Source organism: Streptomyces yamdrokensis, assembly GCF_053890455.1.
Map to the genome: position 1 here is coordinate 5,561,236 of NZ_CM132679.1, position 17,247 is coordinate 5,578,482.

Sequence of the window (17,247 nt, forward strand, 5' to 3'; positions counted from 1 at the left end):
CGACGGCTGGCATTTCCGGTTGGGCTTCGTAAGGTCGCAGCATGACCGTTTTGGATGACGCACCGGGTGAGCCGACCGACGCGCGCGGACGCGTTGCCGAACTGCACGAGATCCGTGCGCAGGCACTGGCCGGCCCGAGTGAGAAGGCGACCCGGGCGCAGCACGCCAAGGGCAAGCTGACCGCCCGGGAGCGCATCGAACTGCTGCTGGACCCGGGCTCCTTCCGTGAGGTCGAGCAGCTGCGCCGGCACCGGGCGAGCGGATTCGGTCTGGAGGAGAAGAAGCCGTACACGGACGGTGTGATCACCGGCTGGGGCACGGTGGAGGGCCGCACGGTCTTCGTCTACGCCCACGACTTCCGGATCTTCGGCGGCGCGCTGGGCGAGGCCCACGCCACGAAGATCCACAAGATCATGGACATGGCCATCGCGGCGGGCGCGCCGCTGGTCTCCCTCAACGACGGTGCGGGCGCCCGGATCCAGGAGGGCGTCTCGGCGCTCGCCGGCTACGGCGGCATCTTCCAGCGCAACACCAAGGCGTCCGGTGTCATCCCGCAGATCAGCGTGATGCTCGGCCCGTGCGCGGGCGGCGCGGCCTACAGCCCCGCCCTCACCGACTTCGTGTTCATGGTCCGCGAGACGTCGCAGATGTTCATCACCGGGCCGGAGGTCGTCAAGGCGGTCACCGGCGAGGAGATCAGCCAGAACGGCCTGGGCGGCGCGGACGTGCACGCCGAGACCAGCGGCGTCTGCCACTTCGCCTACGACGACGAGGAGACGTGCATCGCCGAGGTGCGCTACCTCCTCTCGCTGCTCCCGCAGAACAACCGCGAGAACCCCCCGAGGGCCGAGAACGGCGACGCGGCCGAGCGTCGCAGCGAGGTCCTGCTGGACCTGGTCCCGGCCGACGGCAACCGTCCGTACGACATGACCAAGGTCATCGAGGAGATCGTCGACGACGGCGAGTACCTCGAGGTCCACGAGCGCTGGGCGCGGAACATCGTCTGCGCGCTGGCCCGGATGGACGGCCAGGTCGTCGGCATCGTCGCCAACCAGCCCCAGGCGCTGGCCGGCGTGCTGGACATCGAGGCGTCCGAGAAGGCCGCCCGCTTCGTCCAGATGTGCGACGCCTTCAACATCCCGATCCTCACCTTCCTGGACGTCCCCGGCTTCCTCCCGGGTGTCGACCAGGAGCACGGCGGCATCATCCGCCACGGCGCCAAGCTCCTCTACGCCTACTGCAACGCGACGGTCCCCAGGATCTCGCTGATCCTGCGCAAGGCGTACGGCGGCGCCTACATCGTCATGGACAGCCAGTCCATCGGCGCCGACCTCACCTACGCCTGGCCCACCAACGAGATCGCCGTGATGGGAGCGGAGGGTGCGGCCAACGTCATCTTCCGCCGTCAGATCGCCGACGCCCAGGACCCGGACGCCATGCGGGCACGTATGGTCAAGGAGTACAAGTCCGAGCTGATGCACCCCTATTACGCGGCCGAACGCGGTCTGGTCGACGACGTCATCGACCCCGCCGAGACCCGCGAGGTGCTGATCCGCTCCCTGGCGATGCTGCAGACCAAGCACGCCGACCTGCCCTCCCGCAAGCACGGCAACCCGCCGCAGTAGACGGCCGGCCGGCCGAAGCCAATCCGCCCCGGTAACCCGGCGGACCCGTCGCGGCAACCCCGCGGACCTCTCTCCCAGGGAGACTGACACCCATGAGCACACCTGACATCCGCGTCGAGAAGGGCCACGCCGGACCCGAGGAAGTCGCCGCCATCACCGCGATCCTCCTCGCCCGCGCCGCCGCCCGCCCCGTCCACGACGCCCCGGCCCACCCCGGCCGCGCCAGGGCCGGCTGGCGCCGCCTCGAGCGCGAGCCCGGCTTCCGCGCCCCGCACAGCTGGCGCTGAGCCCGCAAGTACGCCCTGCAGGGGGCCCGCCCGCCCGGGCGGGCCCCCTGCCGCGTCCGCCCACCGCGGGGCCGCACCACGACACGGCGAGGCCCCCTCCGGACCGGAGGGGGCCTCGCCGTGTCCGCCGGCCGTACGGCCCGGCCGCCCCGCTACCGCAGGCGTGCCATGAGGGCGTGCTCGACCAGAGTGATCAGCGCGCTCTTGGCGTCCGAGCGGTGCCGGGCGTCGGTGGTGATGATCGGGGCGTCGGGCCCGATCTGCAGCGCCTCACGCACCTCGTCCGGGTTGTACGGCTGCTGTCCGTCGAAGCCGTTGAGGGCGATGACGAACGGAAGTCCGCTGTTCTCGAAGTAGTCGACGGCCGGGAAGCAATCGGCGAGCCTCCGCGTGTCGACGAGCACGATCGCGCCGATCGCGCCGCGCACCAGGTCGTCCCACATGAACCAGAAGCGGTCCTGGCCGGGTGTACCGAAGAGGTACAGGATCAGGTCCTGGTCCAGGGTGATACGGCCGAAGTCCATGGCCACCGTCGTGGTGGTCTTGTCCCCGGTGTGGGTGAGGTCGTCGATGCCCGCCGAAGCGGACGTCATCACGGCCTCGGTACGCAGCGGGTTGATCTCCGAGACAGCGCCGACGAACGTGGTCTTGCCCACGCCGAAGCCGCCCGCCACCACGATCTTCGCGGATGTGGTGGAGCGGGAAGGACCGCCGCTAGAGCTTGCGAAGTCCACTGAGCACCCTTTCGAGCAATGTCACGTCTGGCTGGCCGCCGGCGCTCTCGTCGCCGCCGGGCTGATGGATGGCGACCAGTCCTGCCTCCGCCAAGTCGGCGACGAGAATCCTGGCCACACCGAGAGGAATGGTCAGCAGGGCCGAGATCTCGGCCACCGACTTGATCTCCCGGCAGAGGTGGCAGATCCGCTGATGCTCGGGCAACTGGCCCTGCATCTGGTGCGGCTGCGCGGTGGTGTGCACCAGCGCCTCGATGGCGAGCTGGTACCGCGGCCTGGTGCGGCCGCCCGTCATCGCGTACGGGCGCACCAGGGGGCTGTTCGACGTCCCGGCGGGCGCCGGCTCGGGGGTGCGGCGCTGCGGCTGCACGGGCTGGGTGTGCGGCACATGCGGCTGCTCGTACGGCGAAGGGCCGGGGCCCTGCGGCGCGTACGGCTGGCCGTGGTTCGGCGAAGAGGGGTAGCCGTACCGGTTCCGGGAACCGTCGTCGTGCCCCTGCGCGGGGTCGTACGACCAGTTGCCCGTAGACGATCCGCCTGGTGGTGTAGCCACTTTCTCCTCCTCCGACTGTGCCTGGCATCCATCACGTGGAAGCCGCGTCCCAAGACCTTACGGCCACGGGACGCGAAACCGCACCGTCCGTTTGTCAGTTGAGCAGGCTCCCCTGAAGCTCAGCGCGGAGGTCCGGGGTCAGGACCGTACCGGCACGATCGACCAGGAGGGCCATTTCGTACCCGATGAGACCGATGTCCGCATCGGGATGTGCGAGAACGGCGAGCGAGGAACCGTCGGAAATGGACATGAGGAACAGGAACCCCCGTTCCATCTCCACAACCGTCTGGTTCACGCTGCCACCCTCGAAGATCCGGGAGGCGCCTGCCGTCAGCGACGTCAGCCCGGAGGCCACGGCCGCGAGCTGGTCCGCGCGGTCGCGGGGAAATCCTTCGGACATCGCCAGAAGGAGTCCGTCGGCGGAGACCACCACCGTGTGGGACACCCCCGGGGTGTTGTCCACGAAGTTGGTGATCAACCAGTTCAGGTTCTGTGCCGCCTGGCTCATCGGGCTCACACTAACGCTCCTGGTTGTAGGTGCTGTCAGGACCACTGCGGTGATTCCCAGTGGCCTGGCCGTTCGTTTCACTGTTTGCGCTGCGGCCTCGCTGGACGCCGCGCCGCAGGTTGCTCAGCCGGCCCCGGACATCCTCCGGGGCGCGGGAGACCTGGGGGCCTCCCTGAGGAGTGGTCTCGGCGGCGCCCTCGACCAGGTTGGCCTTGGGGACCCGCCGCGGCAGCCCGGATGAGGTCACCCCGCCCGCCTTGGGCCTCCGCAGGGAGGACGCCTGCTGCCAGCGCTCGTCGTTCGCCGAACGCCAGGAGCTGTCGCCGTCGCCCTGCTGGGCCGGAGCCGAGGTGGCGGCGGGAGCCGGAGCCGTGGGCTCCTGGTGCGCACGCCGCTTGTCACCGGCGCCGCCCGTGGAGGCCCCACGGCGCGGAAGCCCGGCGTCGGTCAGCTCCTGGGAGGCGGAGTGGGCCGGACCCGGACGGTCGAAGCCTACGCTGTCCTGCGCCGTCGCGTCAGCGGCCGGTGCGGACTCCGCCTCCGGGGACGCCGCGGGGTACTGCGCCGGGTAGCCGTTCTGGTAGCCGTCCTGCTGCGGCCAGTCGTCCTGCGGACGCTGCTCACCGAAGGCCGGGGACGCCCCGGGGCCGGCCTGGCCGTCCGTCGTGCGATCGTCCTGGACCGGCTCCGCGTAGGAGCCGTCCGGGTAACCGCCGTTCGAGGAGAAGGAGTCGTTCTGCGGCAGGCGGGCGCCCGGCGCGTAGTACGACTCGTCGTACGCCTGTTGCTGCTGTGCCTCGTACTGCGTCTGCTGCCCGTTGCCGTACGTCTGCTGGTCGAAACCGGCGGGCTCCTGCTCGGGGTAACCGGCCGGTGCGCCCTCGAAGTTCTGGGAGCCGGTGGCGCTCTGGACGTCGCCGTAACCCTGCGGCGCGGCGGAGAACCCGTCGGGGTAGGCGGCCTGTTCGGAGCCGTCCCGCTCGCCGGGTGCCTGCGGGCCGGACGGTACGGGCGGCTCGCTCTGCGGGTCCAGGGCCGCCCGGCGCTCCTCGCGCATCCGGGAACGGCCGACCGGGCCCAGGTCGCGGATGTCGTCCGGGGCCTCGTAGCGGCTGTCGTCGAAGCCGAGCTCCGCCGCCGTGCGCATCGGCTGCTGCTGCTGTTGCCGGCTGAAGTCCTCGCCCGGGTAGGCGTTCTGCTCCGGGATGATCTGGGAGACCGTGAACTCGTCGGGGGCGGGCTGCGTCTCGCCACCACCGCCATGGGTGATCGCGTCCGGCAGCATGACCAGCGAAGTCGTACCGGCCTGCTCGCCCGAGGGGCGCAGCTGGACCCGGATGCCGTGCCGGTCGGACAGCCGGCCGACCACGAACAGACCCATGCGCTGCGAGATCGCGACGTCCACGGTCGGCGGGTTGGCCAGCTTGTGGTTGATGTCCGCGAAGTCCTCGGCGGTCAGGCCGATGCCCTTGTCGTGGATCTCGATCATCACGCGGCCGTCGGGAAGACGGGTCGCGGTGACACGGACCTTGGTCTGGGGTGAGGAGAACGTGGTGGCGTTCTCAAGGAGCTCGGCCAGCAGGTGCACGAGGTCGGTCACCGCACGGCCGTGGATCTCGGCCTCGGGGACGCCGGACAGCTCGATGCGCTCGTACTGCTCCACCTCGGAGGAGGCGGCACGCAGCACGTCGACCAGCGGAACCGGCTGGTCCCAGCGGCGGCCCGGCTCCTCACCGGCGAGGACCAGCAGGTTCTCGCCGTTGCGGCGCATACGGGTGGCCAGGTGGTCCAGCTTGAAGAGGTGCTCCAGCTGGTCCGGGTCGGCCTCGTTGTTCTCCAGACCGGTGATCAGGGTCAGCTGGCCCTCGATCAGCGACTGGTTGCGGCGCGAGAGGTTGGTGAAGATCGCGTTGATGTTGCCCCGCAGCAGAGCCTGCTCGGAGGCGAGCCGTACGGCCTCGCGGTGGACCTGGTCGAAGGCGCGGGCGACCTCGCCGATCTCGTCCGTGGAGTTGATCGGGATCGGGGCGACCCGGGTGTCGACCCGGCCGGGGTCGGTACGGGAGAGCTGGTCGACCAGCATCGGCAGCCGCTGCTCGGCGATGCCGAAGGCGGCGTTGCGCAGCTGACGCATGGAGCGGCTCATCTGGCGGGCCACCATGCCGGCCAGGACGAACGCGGCGAGCAGGGCGATCACGACGGCGCCGCCGGTGACGAAGGCGTCGCGCTGCGCGTCACTGGCGATGGCGGCCGCGTCCTCCACCGCGGTGTCGGCGAGGTCCGCCTCGATCTCACGGTAGCCGTCGAACTTGAGGGTGTTGACCGCCCAGTAGTTCTCGGCGGTGATGCCGCGGCCGGCCATCTCGGTGCGGGCGGCCGGGTCCGTGGTGTTGAGCCGCGCGACCTCGGTGATCAGCGTGACCGGGTTCTCGGGCGGCGGCACGTAGTCCGGGTTCGAGGCGGAGTTCTCCCTGGCCAGGGCCGCAGCCTCGGCCTCGATGTCCTTACGGGTCTGCGCCAGGTTGTCGGCGTCGGCCTCGGTGCCACCGCCCATGTACTCCTGGACGGCGATGCCCTCGAGGTAGGCGTAGGACGAGAGCGCGACGCGCTGGCTGGCGAGCTGACTGTCGGTGGGGCCGGGCTTCACCAGCAGATGCGTACCGATGGACCGCTGCAGCGATACCGCCGCCTTGGACAGCGAGATCGCGTAGACCGTACGGCCGTAACTGGTGATGTTGCCGGTGCCCAGACCGAGTTCGTTGGCGAACTGCATCAGGGGGTTGGCCACCCGGACGTAGCCCTCCTCGGTCTCCACCCCTTTGAGCTCGGAGGTGTACGCGGCCTCGCGCAGCTGCGTCAGCCCGGGCTCGGCCTCGCGCAGCAGCTCCAGCCGGCGCTGCAGGCCCGGCTTGTCCGGCATGGACTGGGCCGCCACGTCGAAGTCGTCGGCGGCCTGGTCCGTCGCGGCGCGCGCCTTGACGACGGTCGGGTCGTCCTGGCCCTCGCCCCGCAGCAGCGGAGCCGCGGTGAGGTCACGCTCCAGATAGAGGGCGTCGGCGTAGGTGAGGGAGGCCCGCACCAGACGGGCGGTGTTCTCCGCGTCCTCGGCCTCCTGCCAGGTGTCGATCGAGCCCTTCACCTGGAAGCCGCCCATGACGAGGCCGACCAGCACGGGTATGAGCAGGATCGCGTTCAGCCTGGTGGCCACCCGCCAGTTGCGGGGGGAGAGGCGGCCGCCGCTCGGGGCGGGCACGGCCGTCGGTTCCGTGTCGCGCACGGGGGCCGCTGTGCGCGGCGGCGGGGTGAAGTTGCCCCTGGCCGACGGCTCGGGACTTCGCGTGCTTCGCCTCACTCGACCAACAACCTCTCAGCGGGTCGGCACCAACGTTGTGCCGCAGTGTCTCAGAGCCCGGCGGGCCAACGACTGCTGAGTGCGTCTTTGACCAATGGGCAGTTCAGGCATTCCAGCATGCCGACCAGTTCTCTTCCAAACAGCGGAAGGGAAGGTTCCGGCGTGATGTAAGCCGCAGATAAAACGGTCAAAAAGAGTGAGCCCCGCCAAATGACGGGGCGGTCGTGCGCACAGCGGTACGGCTCGAACGCGTCGCGTGGCGACCTCGGCCGATTCCTCTGCCGAAACGTTATGAACACCGGGGCCGGCTGTGTCCTTGGACACGGCCGGCCCCGACGCGTCTACGACAACTGCCGTATACGGGCGCTGCCGCGTTATCGCAGGCGTGCCATGAGGGCGTGCTCGACCAGAGTGATCAGCGCGCTCTTGGCGTCCGAGCGGTGCCGGGCGTCGGTGGTGATGATCGGAGTGTCGGGGCCGATCTGCAGGGCCTCGCGCACCTCTTCCGGCTGGTAGGGCTGCTGTCCGTCGAAGCCGTTGAGGGCGACGACGAACGGAAGTCCGCTGTTCTCGAAGTAGTCCACCGCCGGGAAGCAGTCGGCCAGCCGGCGGGTGTCCACCAGGACGACCGCGCCGATCGCGCCGCGCACCAGGTCGTCCCACATGAACCAGAAGCGGTCCTGGCCGGGTGTACCGAAGAGGTACAGGATCAGGTCCTGGTCCAGGGTGATACGGCCGAAGTCCATGGCCACCGTCGTGGTGGTCTTGCCCCCGGTGTGGGTGAGATCGTCGATGCCCGCCGAAGCGGACGTCATCACGGCCTCGGTACGCAACGGGTTGATCTCCGACACGGCACCGACGAACGTGGTCTTGCCCACGCCGAAGCCGCCCGCCACCACGATCTTCGCGGAGGTGGTGGAACGGCTTTCGGAGACCGTCCCGCCGCTAGAGCTTGCGAAGTCCACTGAGCACCCTTTCGAGCAGTGTCACGTCCGGTGCGCCGGTGGTCTCGTCGCCGCCCGGCTGGTGGATGGCGACGAGACCCGCCTCCGCGAGGTCCGCCACCAGGATCCGGGCCACGCCCAGCGGCATGTTCAGGAGCGCCGAGACCTCGGCGACCGACTTCACCTCACGGGTCAGATGGCAGATGCGCTGGTGCTCCGGGAGGAGCCCCATGAGCGCTGCCGGATCGGCCGTCGTACTGATCAGTGCCTCGATGGCGAGCTGATAGCGCGGCCGGGTCCGGCCACCGGTCATCGCGTAGGGACGTACCAGTGGCTGGTCGCCCTCGTCCTCGTACGGCTCCGCGTACGGATCATGAGAGGCGGTGGGCGGGGTCATGGATCCTCCGGGCGGGACAGCAAGTCGGTCGGTCAAGCCGTCTGACGAGGCCGGTGGGGGGAATGTGGCGGCCGGACGGTGATTTGGTGAGACGGGTGGTGCCGGGGCCGATCAGTGGAGCAGACTTCCCTGTAGCTCAGCCCGCAGGTCCGGGGTGAGGACCGCTCCCGCACGGTCGACCAGGAGTGCCATCTCGTAGCCGACGAGGCCGATGTCGCAGTCGGGGTGAGCGAGGACGGCCAGGGACGAACCGTCCGAGACGGACATGAGGAAGAGGAAACCCCGCTCCATCTCGACGACCGTCTGTGCGACGTCGCCGCCTTCGAAGATGCGGGAGGCGCCGGCGGTCAGGGAGGTCAGTCCCGATGCCACGGCCGCGAGCTGGTCCGCGCGATCGCGCGGGAAGCCCTCGGACAGCGCCAGGAGGAGTCCGTCGGCGGACACGACGACGGTGTGGGACACCCCGGGGGTGTTGTCCACGAAGTTGGTGATCAACCAGTTGAGATTCTGTGCCGCCTGGCTCATCGGGCTCAACTAACGCTCCTGCTGGTGAGTGGGTCGGGGGAAGCTGCCGGTCTGGGTGGACGAACCGGCCTGACGACCCTGTGCGATACCTCGACGGAGATTGGTCAGCCGGCCGCGCACGTCATCGGGCGCACGGGAGACCTGCGGACCGCTCTGGTGGGACTGCTGCTGAGCCGTGCCCGGGACGAGGTTCGCCTTGGGCACCCGGCGTGGCAGACCGGAGGTGGTGACGCCACCCGCGGCCGGCTGCCGGACGCGTTCGGCCTGCCGGACCAGCTCGTCGTTGGGCGAGCTGCGCCAGGTGGCTGCAACGGACCGCTGCGGACCGGTCGGCCCCTGCGGCTGCTGCGATGGCTGCTGTTGCGGCTGCTGCTGTTGCTGCGGCTGCTGGGCCGGAGCCGGGGGATTGCCCTGCTCCTCCCGGGCACCGTGGAACCAGTTGGTCTCCAGGGTGTCGTACAGGGGGGTGCGCCCGTCGCCGGGACCGGACGCCGGAGGCAGTGCCCAGGCGTCGCTCTGCCCGCGGCCGTTGTCGGGCCGCTGCGGGGCGGCGGCCCCCTGCCCCTGCTGGGGGCGGTCGGGCCGCTGCTGCGGTGCCGCAGGACGCTGGTTGCCGTAGCCGGCCCCCTGCGTCCCGTTCGTCTGCGGACGCTCGAACTGGCCGGTGGAGGCCGGATCCGCGAGGTTCGGGCGCTCCGGGGCGGGGTAGCGCGCGGGAGCGCCGTCGCCCTGCTGGGCCGGGTACTGACCGGTGGAACCGTTGTCGTACGAGCCGTCGCCGTAGGCCCCGGTGTCGTAGGCCCCGGTGTCGTAGCCCTGCTGGCCCGGGAACTGACCGGTGTGGGACGGGTTCTGTCCGTTGCCCTGGCCGTTGTAGCGGTCCGCCGGGGCGCCGTAGAGGTCACCGCGGACGAACTGGCCCGGGTCCTGGGCATCGTTCGCACCGGGCCGGCCGTACTGGCCGGTGTGCTGCGGGGCGTCGCCACCGGGAGCGCCGTGACGGGGGGCGCCGGAGCCCTGCCGGTCGTCGAACCGGGGCATCTCGGCCGTCGCACCGGCGCCGTGCTGGTCGTCGAACCGCGGCATGGCGTTCGTCCGGGCGGCGTCCGGCTCGTCGTGGCCGCGCGGAGCGTCCAGCGGAGCCCGGGGCACCGGCGGCTGGGCGTTCTCGTCGCTCCAGCTGGGCACCCGCGGCTGCTGGTCGCCGCCGGGCAGCTCGGCGCGCGGGCCGTTGTCGCGGGGCGGCAACTGCGGACGACGGCCCCGCTCGGCGTTGCCGTTGCTCCGCTGCTGGGGCACGTCGCCCCGGCCGCCGCCGAACATGTCCTGGCCCTGTGCACCGCCCTGCTCCGGGGACTGCATCCCCTGCGGGGCGCCCGGAGCCTGGCCGCCGTAGCCGGCACCCGCGCCGGCCGGGGCCGGTCGGCCCTGCGACGGAGCGCCGCCCTGCTCGAACAGCGACGGAGCGGACGACCTGCCCTGCTGGCCACGCGCCCCTCCCGGGGCACCCGGCCGGCCCTGGCCGTCCCGTCCGGGCAGCGCGGCCCGCGGACCCTGGCCGGCGGCGAGCCGGCCACCGCCGGACGCACCGGCACCGAGGGCACCGCCGCCGGACTGACCGCCACCGGCGGCCCGGCGGGCCGCCGCGGCACCGGCCGCGGCCTGCGCGGCGGCGGGACCGCCGGCACTCGGCTGACCGGGCTTGCCCTGGGGCTTCTTGCCGCCCTGCGCGACATCGACGGGCAGCATGACCAGCGCGGTCGTACCACCGGAGTCGGACGGGCGGAGCTGGATGCGGATGCCGTGTCGCTGCGACAGCCGGCCGACCACGAACAGACCCATGCGGCGGGAGACGGAGACGTCCACGGTGGGCGGCGAGGCGAGCCGCTCGTTGATCGCCGCCAGGTCCTCCGGCGACAGACCGATACCGGTGTCGTGGATCTCGATCAGCACACGGCCGTCGGGCAGCGCGTGACCGGTGACCTTGACCTTGGTCTGCGGGGAGGAGAACGACGTCGCGTTCTCCAGCAGCTCGGCGAGCAGGTGGACGAGGTCGTTGACGACCCGGCCGGCCACTTCGGTGCCCGGCACGGAGGCCAGTTCGATGCGCTCGTACTGCTCCACCTCGGAGGCGGCGGCACGGAGCACGTCGACCAGCGGGACCGGGCGGGTCCACCGTCGTCCGGGCTCCTCACCCGCGAGGACCAGCAGGTTCTCACCGTTGCGGCGCATACGGGTGGCGAGGTGGTCCAGCTTGAACAGCGAGGACAGCTGGTCCGGGTCGGCCTCGCGGGACTCCAGTTCGGAGATCAGCGACAGCTGGCGCTGGATCAGACCCTGGGAGCGGCGCGAGAGGTTGGTGAACATCGCGTTGACGTTGCCCCGCAGCAGGGCCTGCTCGGCGGCGAGGCGGACCGCCTCGCGGTGCACGTCGTCGAAGGCCGCGGCCACACGGCCGATCTCGTCCCGGGAGTGCACACCGACCGACTCCACGGACGTGTCGACGTCCTGCGGGTCGGTCTCGGACAGCTGCTTGACCAGCTCGGGCAGACGTTCCTGGGCGACCTTGGTCGCGGTGTCCTCGAGGCGGCGCAGCGAGCGGATCATGGAGCGGGCCACGACGAAGGCGCCGACCAGCGAGACACCGAGCACGATCAGGATCAGCGCACCGGAGATGATCGCGTCGCGCTCGGTGGCGCTGCGCAGCTCACGGGCCTTCTGTTCCATCTCCTCGAGCAGCGTGTGCTCGACGTTCTTCATCTGCTGGAGCTTGGTGGAGCTGTCGTCCAGCCAGTCCCGGTAGGACCGCTTGTCCATCGACTCCAGGCCGCTGGCCGACGCCAGGGCCCGGCCCGCGTACTTGTCGGTGGCCTGGATGGTGGCGTTGCCGTCCTCGATGGGCAGCAGCAGCTCGGTGGCCGAGTCCTCGCCGTAGATGCTCTTGAAGCTGCGCACCTCGGACTTCTGGCTCTCCAGCGCCGACTCGGCGTAGAGCCGGTCGTTCTCGGCGAGGTCGCCGAAGCTGGTGTTGTTGGCGGGCAGGGCCGCCGCGAGGACCGCGCGCTGGATCGACGCGTACTCCTTGGCGGCGGAGAAGGCCCCCAGGGCGCGTGTGCGCTGGATCATCTCGGAGTTGCTGGTCGCCTCGGCCATGTCCTGGGAGAGGCCGATCAGGTTCTCGATCAGACGGTGGTACGCCTCGACGGTCTGGGTGGAGTTGCCCTCCGACACATAGGCCGTGTTGCGGATCTTCTCGAGGTCGCCCAGGTCGCCGGCGAGCTGGACAAGGTTGTCGCGGACACCGGTGAGATTGCCGTCCCGGCTGGCGTTGTTGATCTCCTCGGAGCTGTCGAGGAAGTTCTTCCGGGCACGGTCGGTCTTCTCGCGGTGGCCCTTGACCCCGAAGTCGGTGGCCTTGCCGCCGTGCGCCAGCGGGCCGGCCGACTGGTCGCGCTCCTCCTGGAGCGCGGCGGCGAGCTCGGTGGCCTGCTGGGTCATGTCGGTCAGCAGCTTCATGTTGTCGAGCTGCTGGATGTCGTCCATCGACTGGTTGATACGCAGGGCGCCCAGCGAGGTGGCCGCGACCACCGGGAGCGCGAGCAGCGACACCAGTCGGGTGGAGATCCGCCAGTTGCGCAGGGCTATGCGCGGCCCCGGGCCGGTGGAGCTCTTCGGAGGCTTCGAGGGAGCCGGGGGAGCACCCTCCGGTCCCGCGGACCTGGCGCCGGGGCGTTCGCCGCCTTCACCGTTCACCGCCGGGCCCTGGTTCTGGTTCTGGGCGTGCTGGGGCGAGGAGCCGGCGGGCATGGGGCCATTCCCGCCGTGCTCCGGCTCCGCCGAAGCGCTGCCATCCCTCTTGAAACGTCCCTGCACTAGCGTCGCAACCTCTGGACCAGGCGCCCCTCCGCGTGAACGGAACGGGACACGGTGTCGGCGTCATAGGGGCGCCCTGAATACGCCCCCGTGGTGGTCGTGAGTGACCGGCGCGGGTTCCCCCTTGGCTCACCGCCACGATGGCGCGTTCGTGCGCCCCCTGTGCGCCGGATCGGAATCTGCGGCGGTCGCTGGAATTCCAGCACAGTGCGGGATCTCCCAACAAGGCCCACGGGGTATGCAGTGACTTACATGACACCGCGTGAGGGAGAGGTGACCCCCCGTGGGAAATGATCTCGAACAAAGGGGGTGAAGAGGGGTGATTGCGCCGAGTGGATCCGGGGTCGATCCGGTGTCCCAGTCGCGATGATCAGGAGCGGAATGACTGCTTCAGGCGCCCAATGTCCGTTTCACTCACGCGGGAAAGCGGCCCGGATTGTGTGATTTGCCCCCCAATTCGTGAGCAAACTCACACGTCCGTGATGGTCTCCCGTGGCGGTCGATGGGAAACGCATGTCTAGCCTGACGCTTTACAGAGATGGCAAACAGACAACCCGCGCCCGAGGGGCGGTCCCCGGACCCCGCCGGACGCCCGTGAACAGGACAGGGCCGAGTAAACAGTGAAGACGACGATGTTCCACAAGATCGCCAACCCGCGACGCACGACGCTGGCCCACCTCGACGGCGCCGCCGAACTGCAGACGCCGGTCCAGCAGGAGCACACCGTCGAGCTCCCGGCCCAGACCGCCAACCCCAGGCGCACCATCCTCATGGAGATGCCGACCGCGGCCGGCGCCGCGAGCTAGTCCCCCCTTCCGGCCTTCCGGTACCGGCACCGACTGGTACGGGCACCGGCCCCGGAACACTCAAAGGCCCCGGAGACATTCCGAGCGGCCAAAGAGGCCCCGCGGCGTCCCCTCCCCAGGGGGCGCCGCTCCGTGCTGCACGCGGGTGATGCGCGAGGCACGCGCCCCCTGCCGCGTTAGCCTGGGGCGTCAGACTCCAGCCAGTTCAGTCAAGGTCAAGGGGCCAAGAATCCCGTGCGCATCGCCAGATTCTCCATCGACGGGAACGTCGCCTTCGGCGCGGTCGAGGGCGACCAGCAGGACGAGCTCGTCCTGGACATCATCAAGGGCATCCCGTTCACGGACTTCGAACTCTCCGGTACGAAGGTCCCGGTGAGCAAGGTCAGGCTGCTGCCCCCGGTGCTTCCCAACAAGGTGGTGGCCTTCGGCCGCAACTACGCCGAACACGCGAGGGAGATGGGTGGCGAGGCGCCCGACGCCCCGTTCGCCTTCTTCAAGCCCGCCACCTCGGTGATCGGCCCCGGCGACCAGATCCAGTACCCCTCCTTCTCCGAGGAGGTGCACCACGAGGCCGAACTGGCCGTGGTGATCGGCCGGCTCTGCCGCGAGGTCCCGCGCGAGCGCGTCAAGGACGTGATCTTCGGCTACACCTGCGCCAACGACGTCACCGCCCGCGACGTCCAGCGGCGCGAGAAGCAGTGGGCGCGCGCCAAGGGCTTCGACACCTCCTGCCCCCTCGGCCCCTGGGTGGAGACGGACCTGGACATCGCCGCCGCCGGCGACCTCACCGTCCAGCTCACGGTCAACGGCGAACAGCGCCAGCTCGGCCGCACCAGCGAGATGATCCACTCCATCGAGGATCTGATCGTCAACATCTCCGAGGCGATGACGCTCCTCCCCGGCGACGTGATCCTCACGGGCACCCCGGCCGGCGTCGGCCCCCTCAACGTCGGCGACGAGGTCGCCGTCACCATCGAAGGCATCGGCACTCTCACCAACAAGGTTGTCAAGCGTGGCTAGCGCATCAGGCTCCCCTTCCCCCGTACGCGTCCGTTTCTGCCCGTCGCCCACCGGCAACCCCCACGTGGGCCTGGTCCGTACCGCCCTGTTCAACTGGGCGTTCGCCAAGCACCACCAGGGCACACTGGTCTTCCGCATCGAGGACACCGACGCGGCCCGCGACTCCGAGGAGTCGTACGACCAGCTGCTCGAGGCGATGCGCTGGCTCGGCTTCGACTGGGACGAGGGCCCCGAGACCGGCGGCCCGCACGCGCCGTACCGCCAGTCGCAGCGCATGGACATCTACCGGGACGTCGCCGACAAACTCCTGGCCGCCGGTCACGCCTACCGCTGCTACTGCTCCCAGGAGGAGCTGGACACCCGCCGCGAGGCCGCCCGCGCCGCCGGCAGGCCCTCCGGCTACGACGGCCACTGCCGTGAGCTGACCGACGCCCGGGTCGAGGAGTACAAGGCCCAGGGCCGCGAGCCGATCGTCCGCTTCCGGATGCCCGACGAGACGATCACCTTCACCGACCTGGTCCGCGGCGAGCTGACCTTCACCCCGGAGAACGTCCCGGACTACGGCATCGTGCGCGCCAACGGCGCCCCGCTGTACACCCTGGTCAACCCGGTCGACGACGCGCTGATGGACATCACCCACGTCCTGCGCGGCGAGGACCTGCTCTCCTCCACCCCCCGCCAGGTCGCCCTGTACAAGGCGCTGACCGAGCTGGGCATCGCGAAGCGGACCCCGGCCTTCGGCCACCTGCCCTACGTCATGGGCGAGGGCAACAAGAAGCTCTCCAAGCGCGACCCCCAGTCCTCGCTCAACCTCTACCGCGAGCGCGGCTTCCTCCCCGAGGGCCTGCTCAACTACCTCTCCCTGCTCGGCTGGTCGCTCTCCGCCGACCAGGACGTCTTCACGGTCGAGGAGATGGTCGCGGCCTTCGACGTCACCGACGTCAACCCCAACCCGGCCCGCTTCGACCTCAAGAAGTGCGAGGCGATCAACGCCGACCACATCCGCATGCTCGACGTGAAGGACTTCACCGAGCGCTGCCGCCCCTGGCTGAAGGCCCCCGTCGCCCCCTGGGCCCCGGAGGCCTTCGACGAGGCCAAGTGGCAGGCCGTCGCCCCGCACGCGCAGACCCGCCTCAAGGTCCTCTCCGAGATCACCGACAACGTCGACTTCCTGTTCCTGCCGGAGCCGGTCTTCGACGAGGTCTCCTGGACCAAGGCGATGAAGGAGGGCTCCGACGCCCTGCTGCGCACCGCCCGCGAGAAGCTGGACGCGGCCGACTGGACGTCGGCCGAGTCCCTGAAGGAGGCCGTCCTGGCCGCCGGCGAGGCCCACGGCCTCAAGCTCGGCAAGGCGCAGGCCCCGGTCCGCGTCGCCGTCACCGGCCGCACGGTCGGCCTGCCCCTCTTCGAGTCCCTCGAGGTCCTGGGCAGGGAGCAGACCCTGACCCGCATCGACGCGGCCCTGGCGAAGCTCGACGCGTAGTCCCGTCCCGGCCGAGGGGCGGCACCCGGAAGTACGGGGTGCCGCCCCTCGGCCGTTGTGGGTACCGTCGGTTGCATGGCGATCCGAGCAGTTGTCTGGGACGTGGACGACACCCTCTTCGACTACACCTCCGCCGACCGCGAAGGCATGCGGGCACATCTCCTCGCCGAGGAGCTGCTCGCCGGGCACGCCTCCGTGGAGGAGGCGTTGCTGCGCTGGCGGGAGGTGACCGATCTCCAGTGGGCCCGGTTCGCCGCGGGCGAGGTCGACTTCGAGACCCAGCGGCGCGACCGTACCCGGGTCTTCCTGGGGCGCGAGCTGAGCGACGACGAGGCCGACGACTGGTTCCGGCGCTACCTGGTGCACTACGAGTCCGCCTGGTCCCTCTTCCCGGACGTCCTGCCGGTCCTCGACGCGCTCGCCGACAGTCACCGGCACGCCGTGCTGTCCAACTCCAGCCTGCACGTCCAGGACCCCAAGCTGCGTGCCCTGGGCGTCCACGACCGTTTCGAGGCCATCCTGTGCGCCGCCGAGCTGGGTGTCTCCAAGCCCGAGGCCGGCGCGTTCCTGGCGGCCTGCGAGGCCCTGGCGCTGCCGCCCGACCAGGTCGCGTACGTCGGCGACCATCCCGAGATCGACGGCCGGGGCGCCGCGGAGGCCGGGCTGCTGTCGGTGTGGATCGACCGGGGCGGGGCGTACGCGACCGCCGAACCGCCCGTGGGCCCGCGCCGGATCGTCTCCCTCGGCGAACTCCCCGCGCTCCTCCGCGCGGATACCCGTTTTGGAGCCCCGACCGGCATCGGGTAATGTTCTTCCTGCGTCGAGGGGGCCCGGGCCGGAAGGTTGAAGCCCTCAAGCGCACAGCTAGAACAAGAACCCTCCGGGGCTTGCGTTCCAGTGGCCTATGGTGTAATTGGCAGCACGACTGATTCTGGTTCAGTTAGTCTTGGTTCGAGTCCAGGTAGGCCAGCTCGCAGAGCTCATCTGCAAAGTGCGGATCTCATCCGCGAGCCCCCGTTGTGTAGCGGCCTAGCACGCTGCCCTCTCAAGGCAGTAGCGCCGGTTCGAATCCGGTCGGGGGTACAGATCCTTCCCGCGAGGGCAGCAGGGTAGCTCCCACTGCTCACGATGCAGGATCGC

At 70.3% G+C, this 17,247-nt stretch carries 14 protein-coding genes and 2 tRNA genes; 8 read left to right on the forward strand and 8 right to left on the reverse strand.

All coding sequences use genetic code 11. The annotated features are described in order from the left end of the window. Positions 1-41: 41 nt before the first annotated feature. Together ACWZEH_RS24800 and ACWZEH_RS24805 are read left to right on the forward strand one after the other, a co-directional pair. Positions 42-1,625, forward strand: coding sequence for an acyl-CoA carboxylase subunit beta (locus tag ACWZEH_RS24800; RefSeq protein ID WP_456193314.1), 1,584 nt, complete (start codon positions 42-44; stop codon positions 1,623-1,625). A 92-nt stretch (positions 1,626-1,717) separates the two neighbouring features. Next, positions 1,718-1,912, forward strand: a complete 195-nt coding sequence (locus tag ACWZEH_RS24805) for an acyl-CoA carboxylase subunit epsilon (RefSeq protein WP_456193315.1) — start codon at positions 1,718-1,720, stop codon at positions 1,910-1,912. A gap of 152 nt (positions 1,913-2,064) precedes the next feature. On the opposite strand, the gene ACWZEH_RS24810 is transcribed toward ACWZEH_RS24805, so the two are convergent. The 8 genes from ACWZEH_RS24810 to ACWZEH_RS24845 all read right to left on the reverse strand — a co-directional run bounded on the left by ACWZEH_RS24810 (position 2,065) and on the right by ACWZEH_RS24845 (position 12,798). After that, positions 2,065-2,646 carry a GTP-binding protein gene (locus ACWZEH_RS24810; protein ID WP_266073984.1) on the reverse strand — a complete coding sequence of 194 codons (582 nt, stop codon included), beginning with the start codon at positions 2,644-2,646 and terminating at the stop codon, positions 2,065-2,067. Further along, positions 2,627-3,199, reverse strand: a complete 573-nt coding sequence (locus ACWZEH_RS24815; RefSeq protein ID WP_456193316.1) for a DUF742 domain-containing protein — start codon at positions 3,197-3,199, stop codon at positions 2,627-2,629. The genes ACWZEH_RS24810 and ACWZEH_RS24815 overlap by 20 nt, the downstream gene beginning before the upstream one ends. 94 nt (positions 3,200-3,293) lie before the next feature. Beyond that, positions 3,294-3,707: a roadblock/LC7 domain-containing protein gene (locus tag ACWZEH_RS24820; RefSeq protein WP_042168317.1), complete on the reverse strand. Its 414-nt coding sequence runs from the start codon at positions 3,705-3,707 to the stop codon at positions 3,294-3,296. Between the two features lie 10 nt (positions 3,708-3,717). Then, positions 3,718-7,059, reverse strand: a complete 3,342-nt coding sequence (locus ACWZEH_RS24825; protein WP_456193318.1) for a sensor histidine kinase — start codon at positions 7,057-7,059, stop codon at positions 3,718-3,720. Between the two features lie 374 nt (positions 7,060-7,433). After that, positions 7,434-8,024 carry a GTP-binding protein gene (locus ACWZEH_RS24830; protein WP_266073989.1) on the reverse strand — a complete coding sequence of 197 codons (591 nt, stop codon included), beginning with the start codon at positions 8,022-8,024 and terminating at the stop codon, positions 7,434-7,436. Next, the gene (locus tag ACWZEH_RS24835; protein WP_042167979.1) at positions 8,005-8,400 is read right to left on the reverse strand and encodes a DUF742 domain-containing protein; all 396 of its coding nucleotides are present in this window, start codon (positions 8,398-8,400) and stop codon (positions 8,005-8,007) included. Before ACWZEH_RS24835 ends, ACWZEH_RS24830 begins: the two co-directional genes overlap by 20 nt. 111 nt (positions 8,401-8,511) lie before the next feature. Next, positions 8,512-8,925 (reverse strand): roadblock/LC7 domain-containing protein, encoded by a 414-nt coding sequence (locus tag ACWZEH_RS24840; RefSeq protein WP_257850117.1) that lies wholly within the window; start codon positions 8,923-8,925, stop codon positions 8,512-8,514. 9 nt (positions 8,926-8,934) lie between these two features. Next, a complete protein-coding gene (locus ACWZEH_RS24845; protein ID WP_456193320.1) occupies positions 8,935-12,798 on the reverse strand; it encodes a sensor histidine kinase in 3,864 nt (1,287 codons plus the stop codon). Between the two features lie 632 nt (positions 12,799-13,430). Between ACWZEH_RS24845 and ACWZEH_RS24850 the strand changes: the two genes are divergently transcribed. The 6 genes from ACWZEH_RS24850 (at position 13,431) to ACWZEH_RS24875 (ending at position 17,190) form a co-directional block, all read left to right on the forward strand. Next, complete coding sequence (locus tag ACWZEH_RS24850) at positions 13,431-13,604, forward strand: hypothetical protein (protein WP_456193321.1); 174 nt, start codon at positions 13,431-13,433, stop codon at positions 13,602-13,604. Between the two features lie 234 nt (positions 13,605-13,838). Then, complete coding sequence (locus ACWZEH_RS24855) at positions 13,839-14,624, forward strand: fumarylacetoacetate hydrolase family protein (RefSeq protein WP_456193322.1); 786 nt, start codon at positions 13,839-13,841, stop codon at positions 14,622-14,624. Then, positions 14,608-16,107, forward strand: a complete 1,500-nt coding sequence (gltX, locus tag ACWZEH_RS24860; RefSeq protein ID WP_456193323.1) for a glutamate--tRNA ligase — start codon at positions 14,608-14,610, stop codon at positions 16,105-16,107. The genes ACWZEH_RS24855 and gltX overlap by 17 nt, the downstream gene beginning before the upstream one ends. 75 nt (positions 16,108-16,182) lie before the next feature. Then, positions 16,183-16,914, forward strand: coding sequence for an HAD family hydrolase (locus ACWZEH_RS24865; protein WP_456193324.1), 732 nt, complete (start codon positions 16,183-16,185; stop codon positions 16,912-16,914). Between the two features lie 91 nt (positions 16,915-17,005). Then, positions 17,006-17,077: transfer RNA gene (locus ACWZEH_RS24870), tRNA-Gln, on the forward strand. 40 nt (positions 17,078-17,117) lie between these two features. Further along, positions 17,118-17,190, forward strand: a tRNA-Glu gene (locus tag ACWZEH_RS24875). The last annotated feature ends 57 nt before the right edge of the window (positions 17,191-17,247 follow it).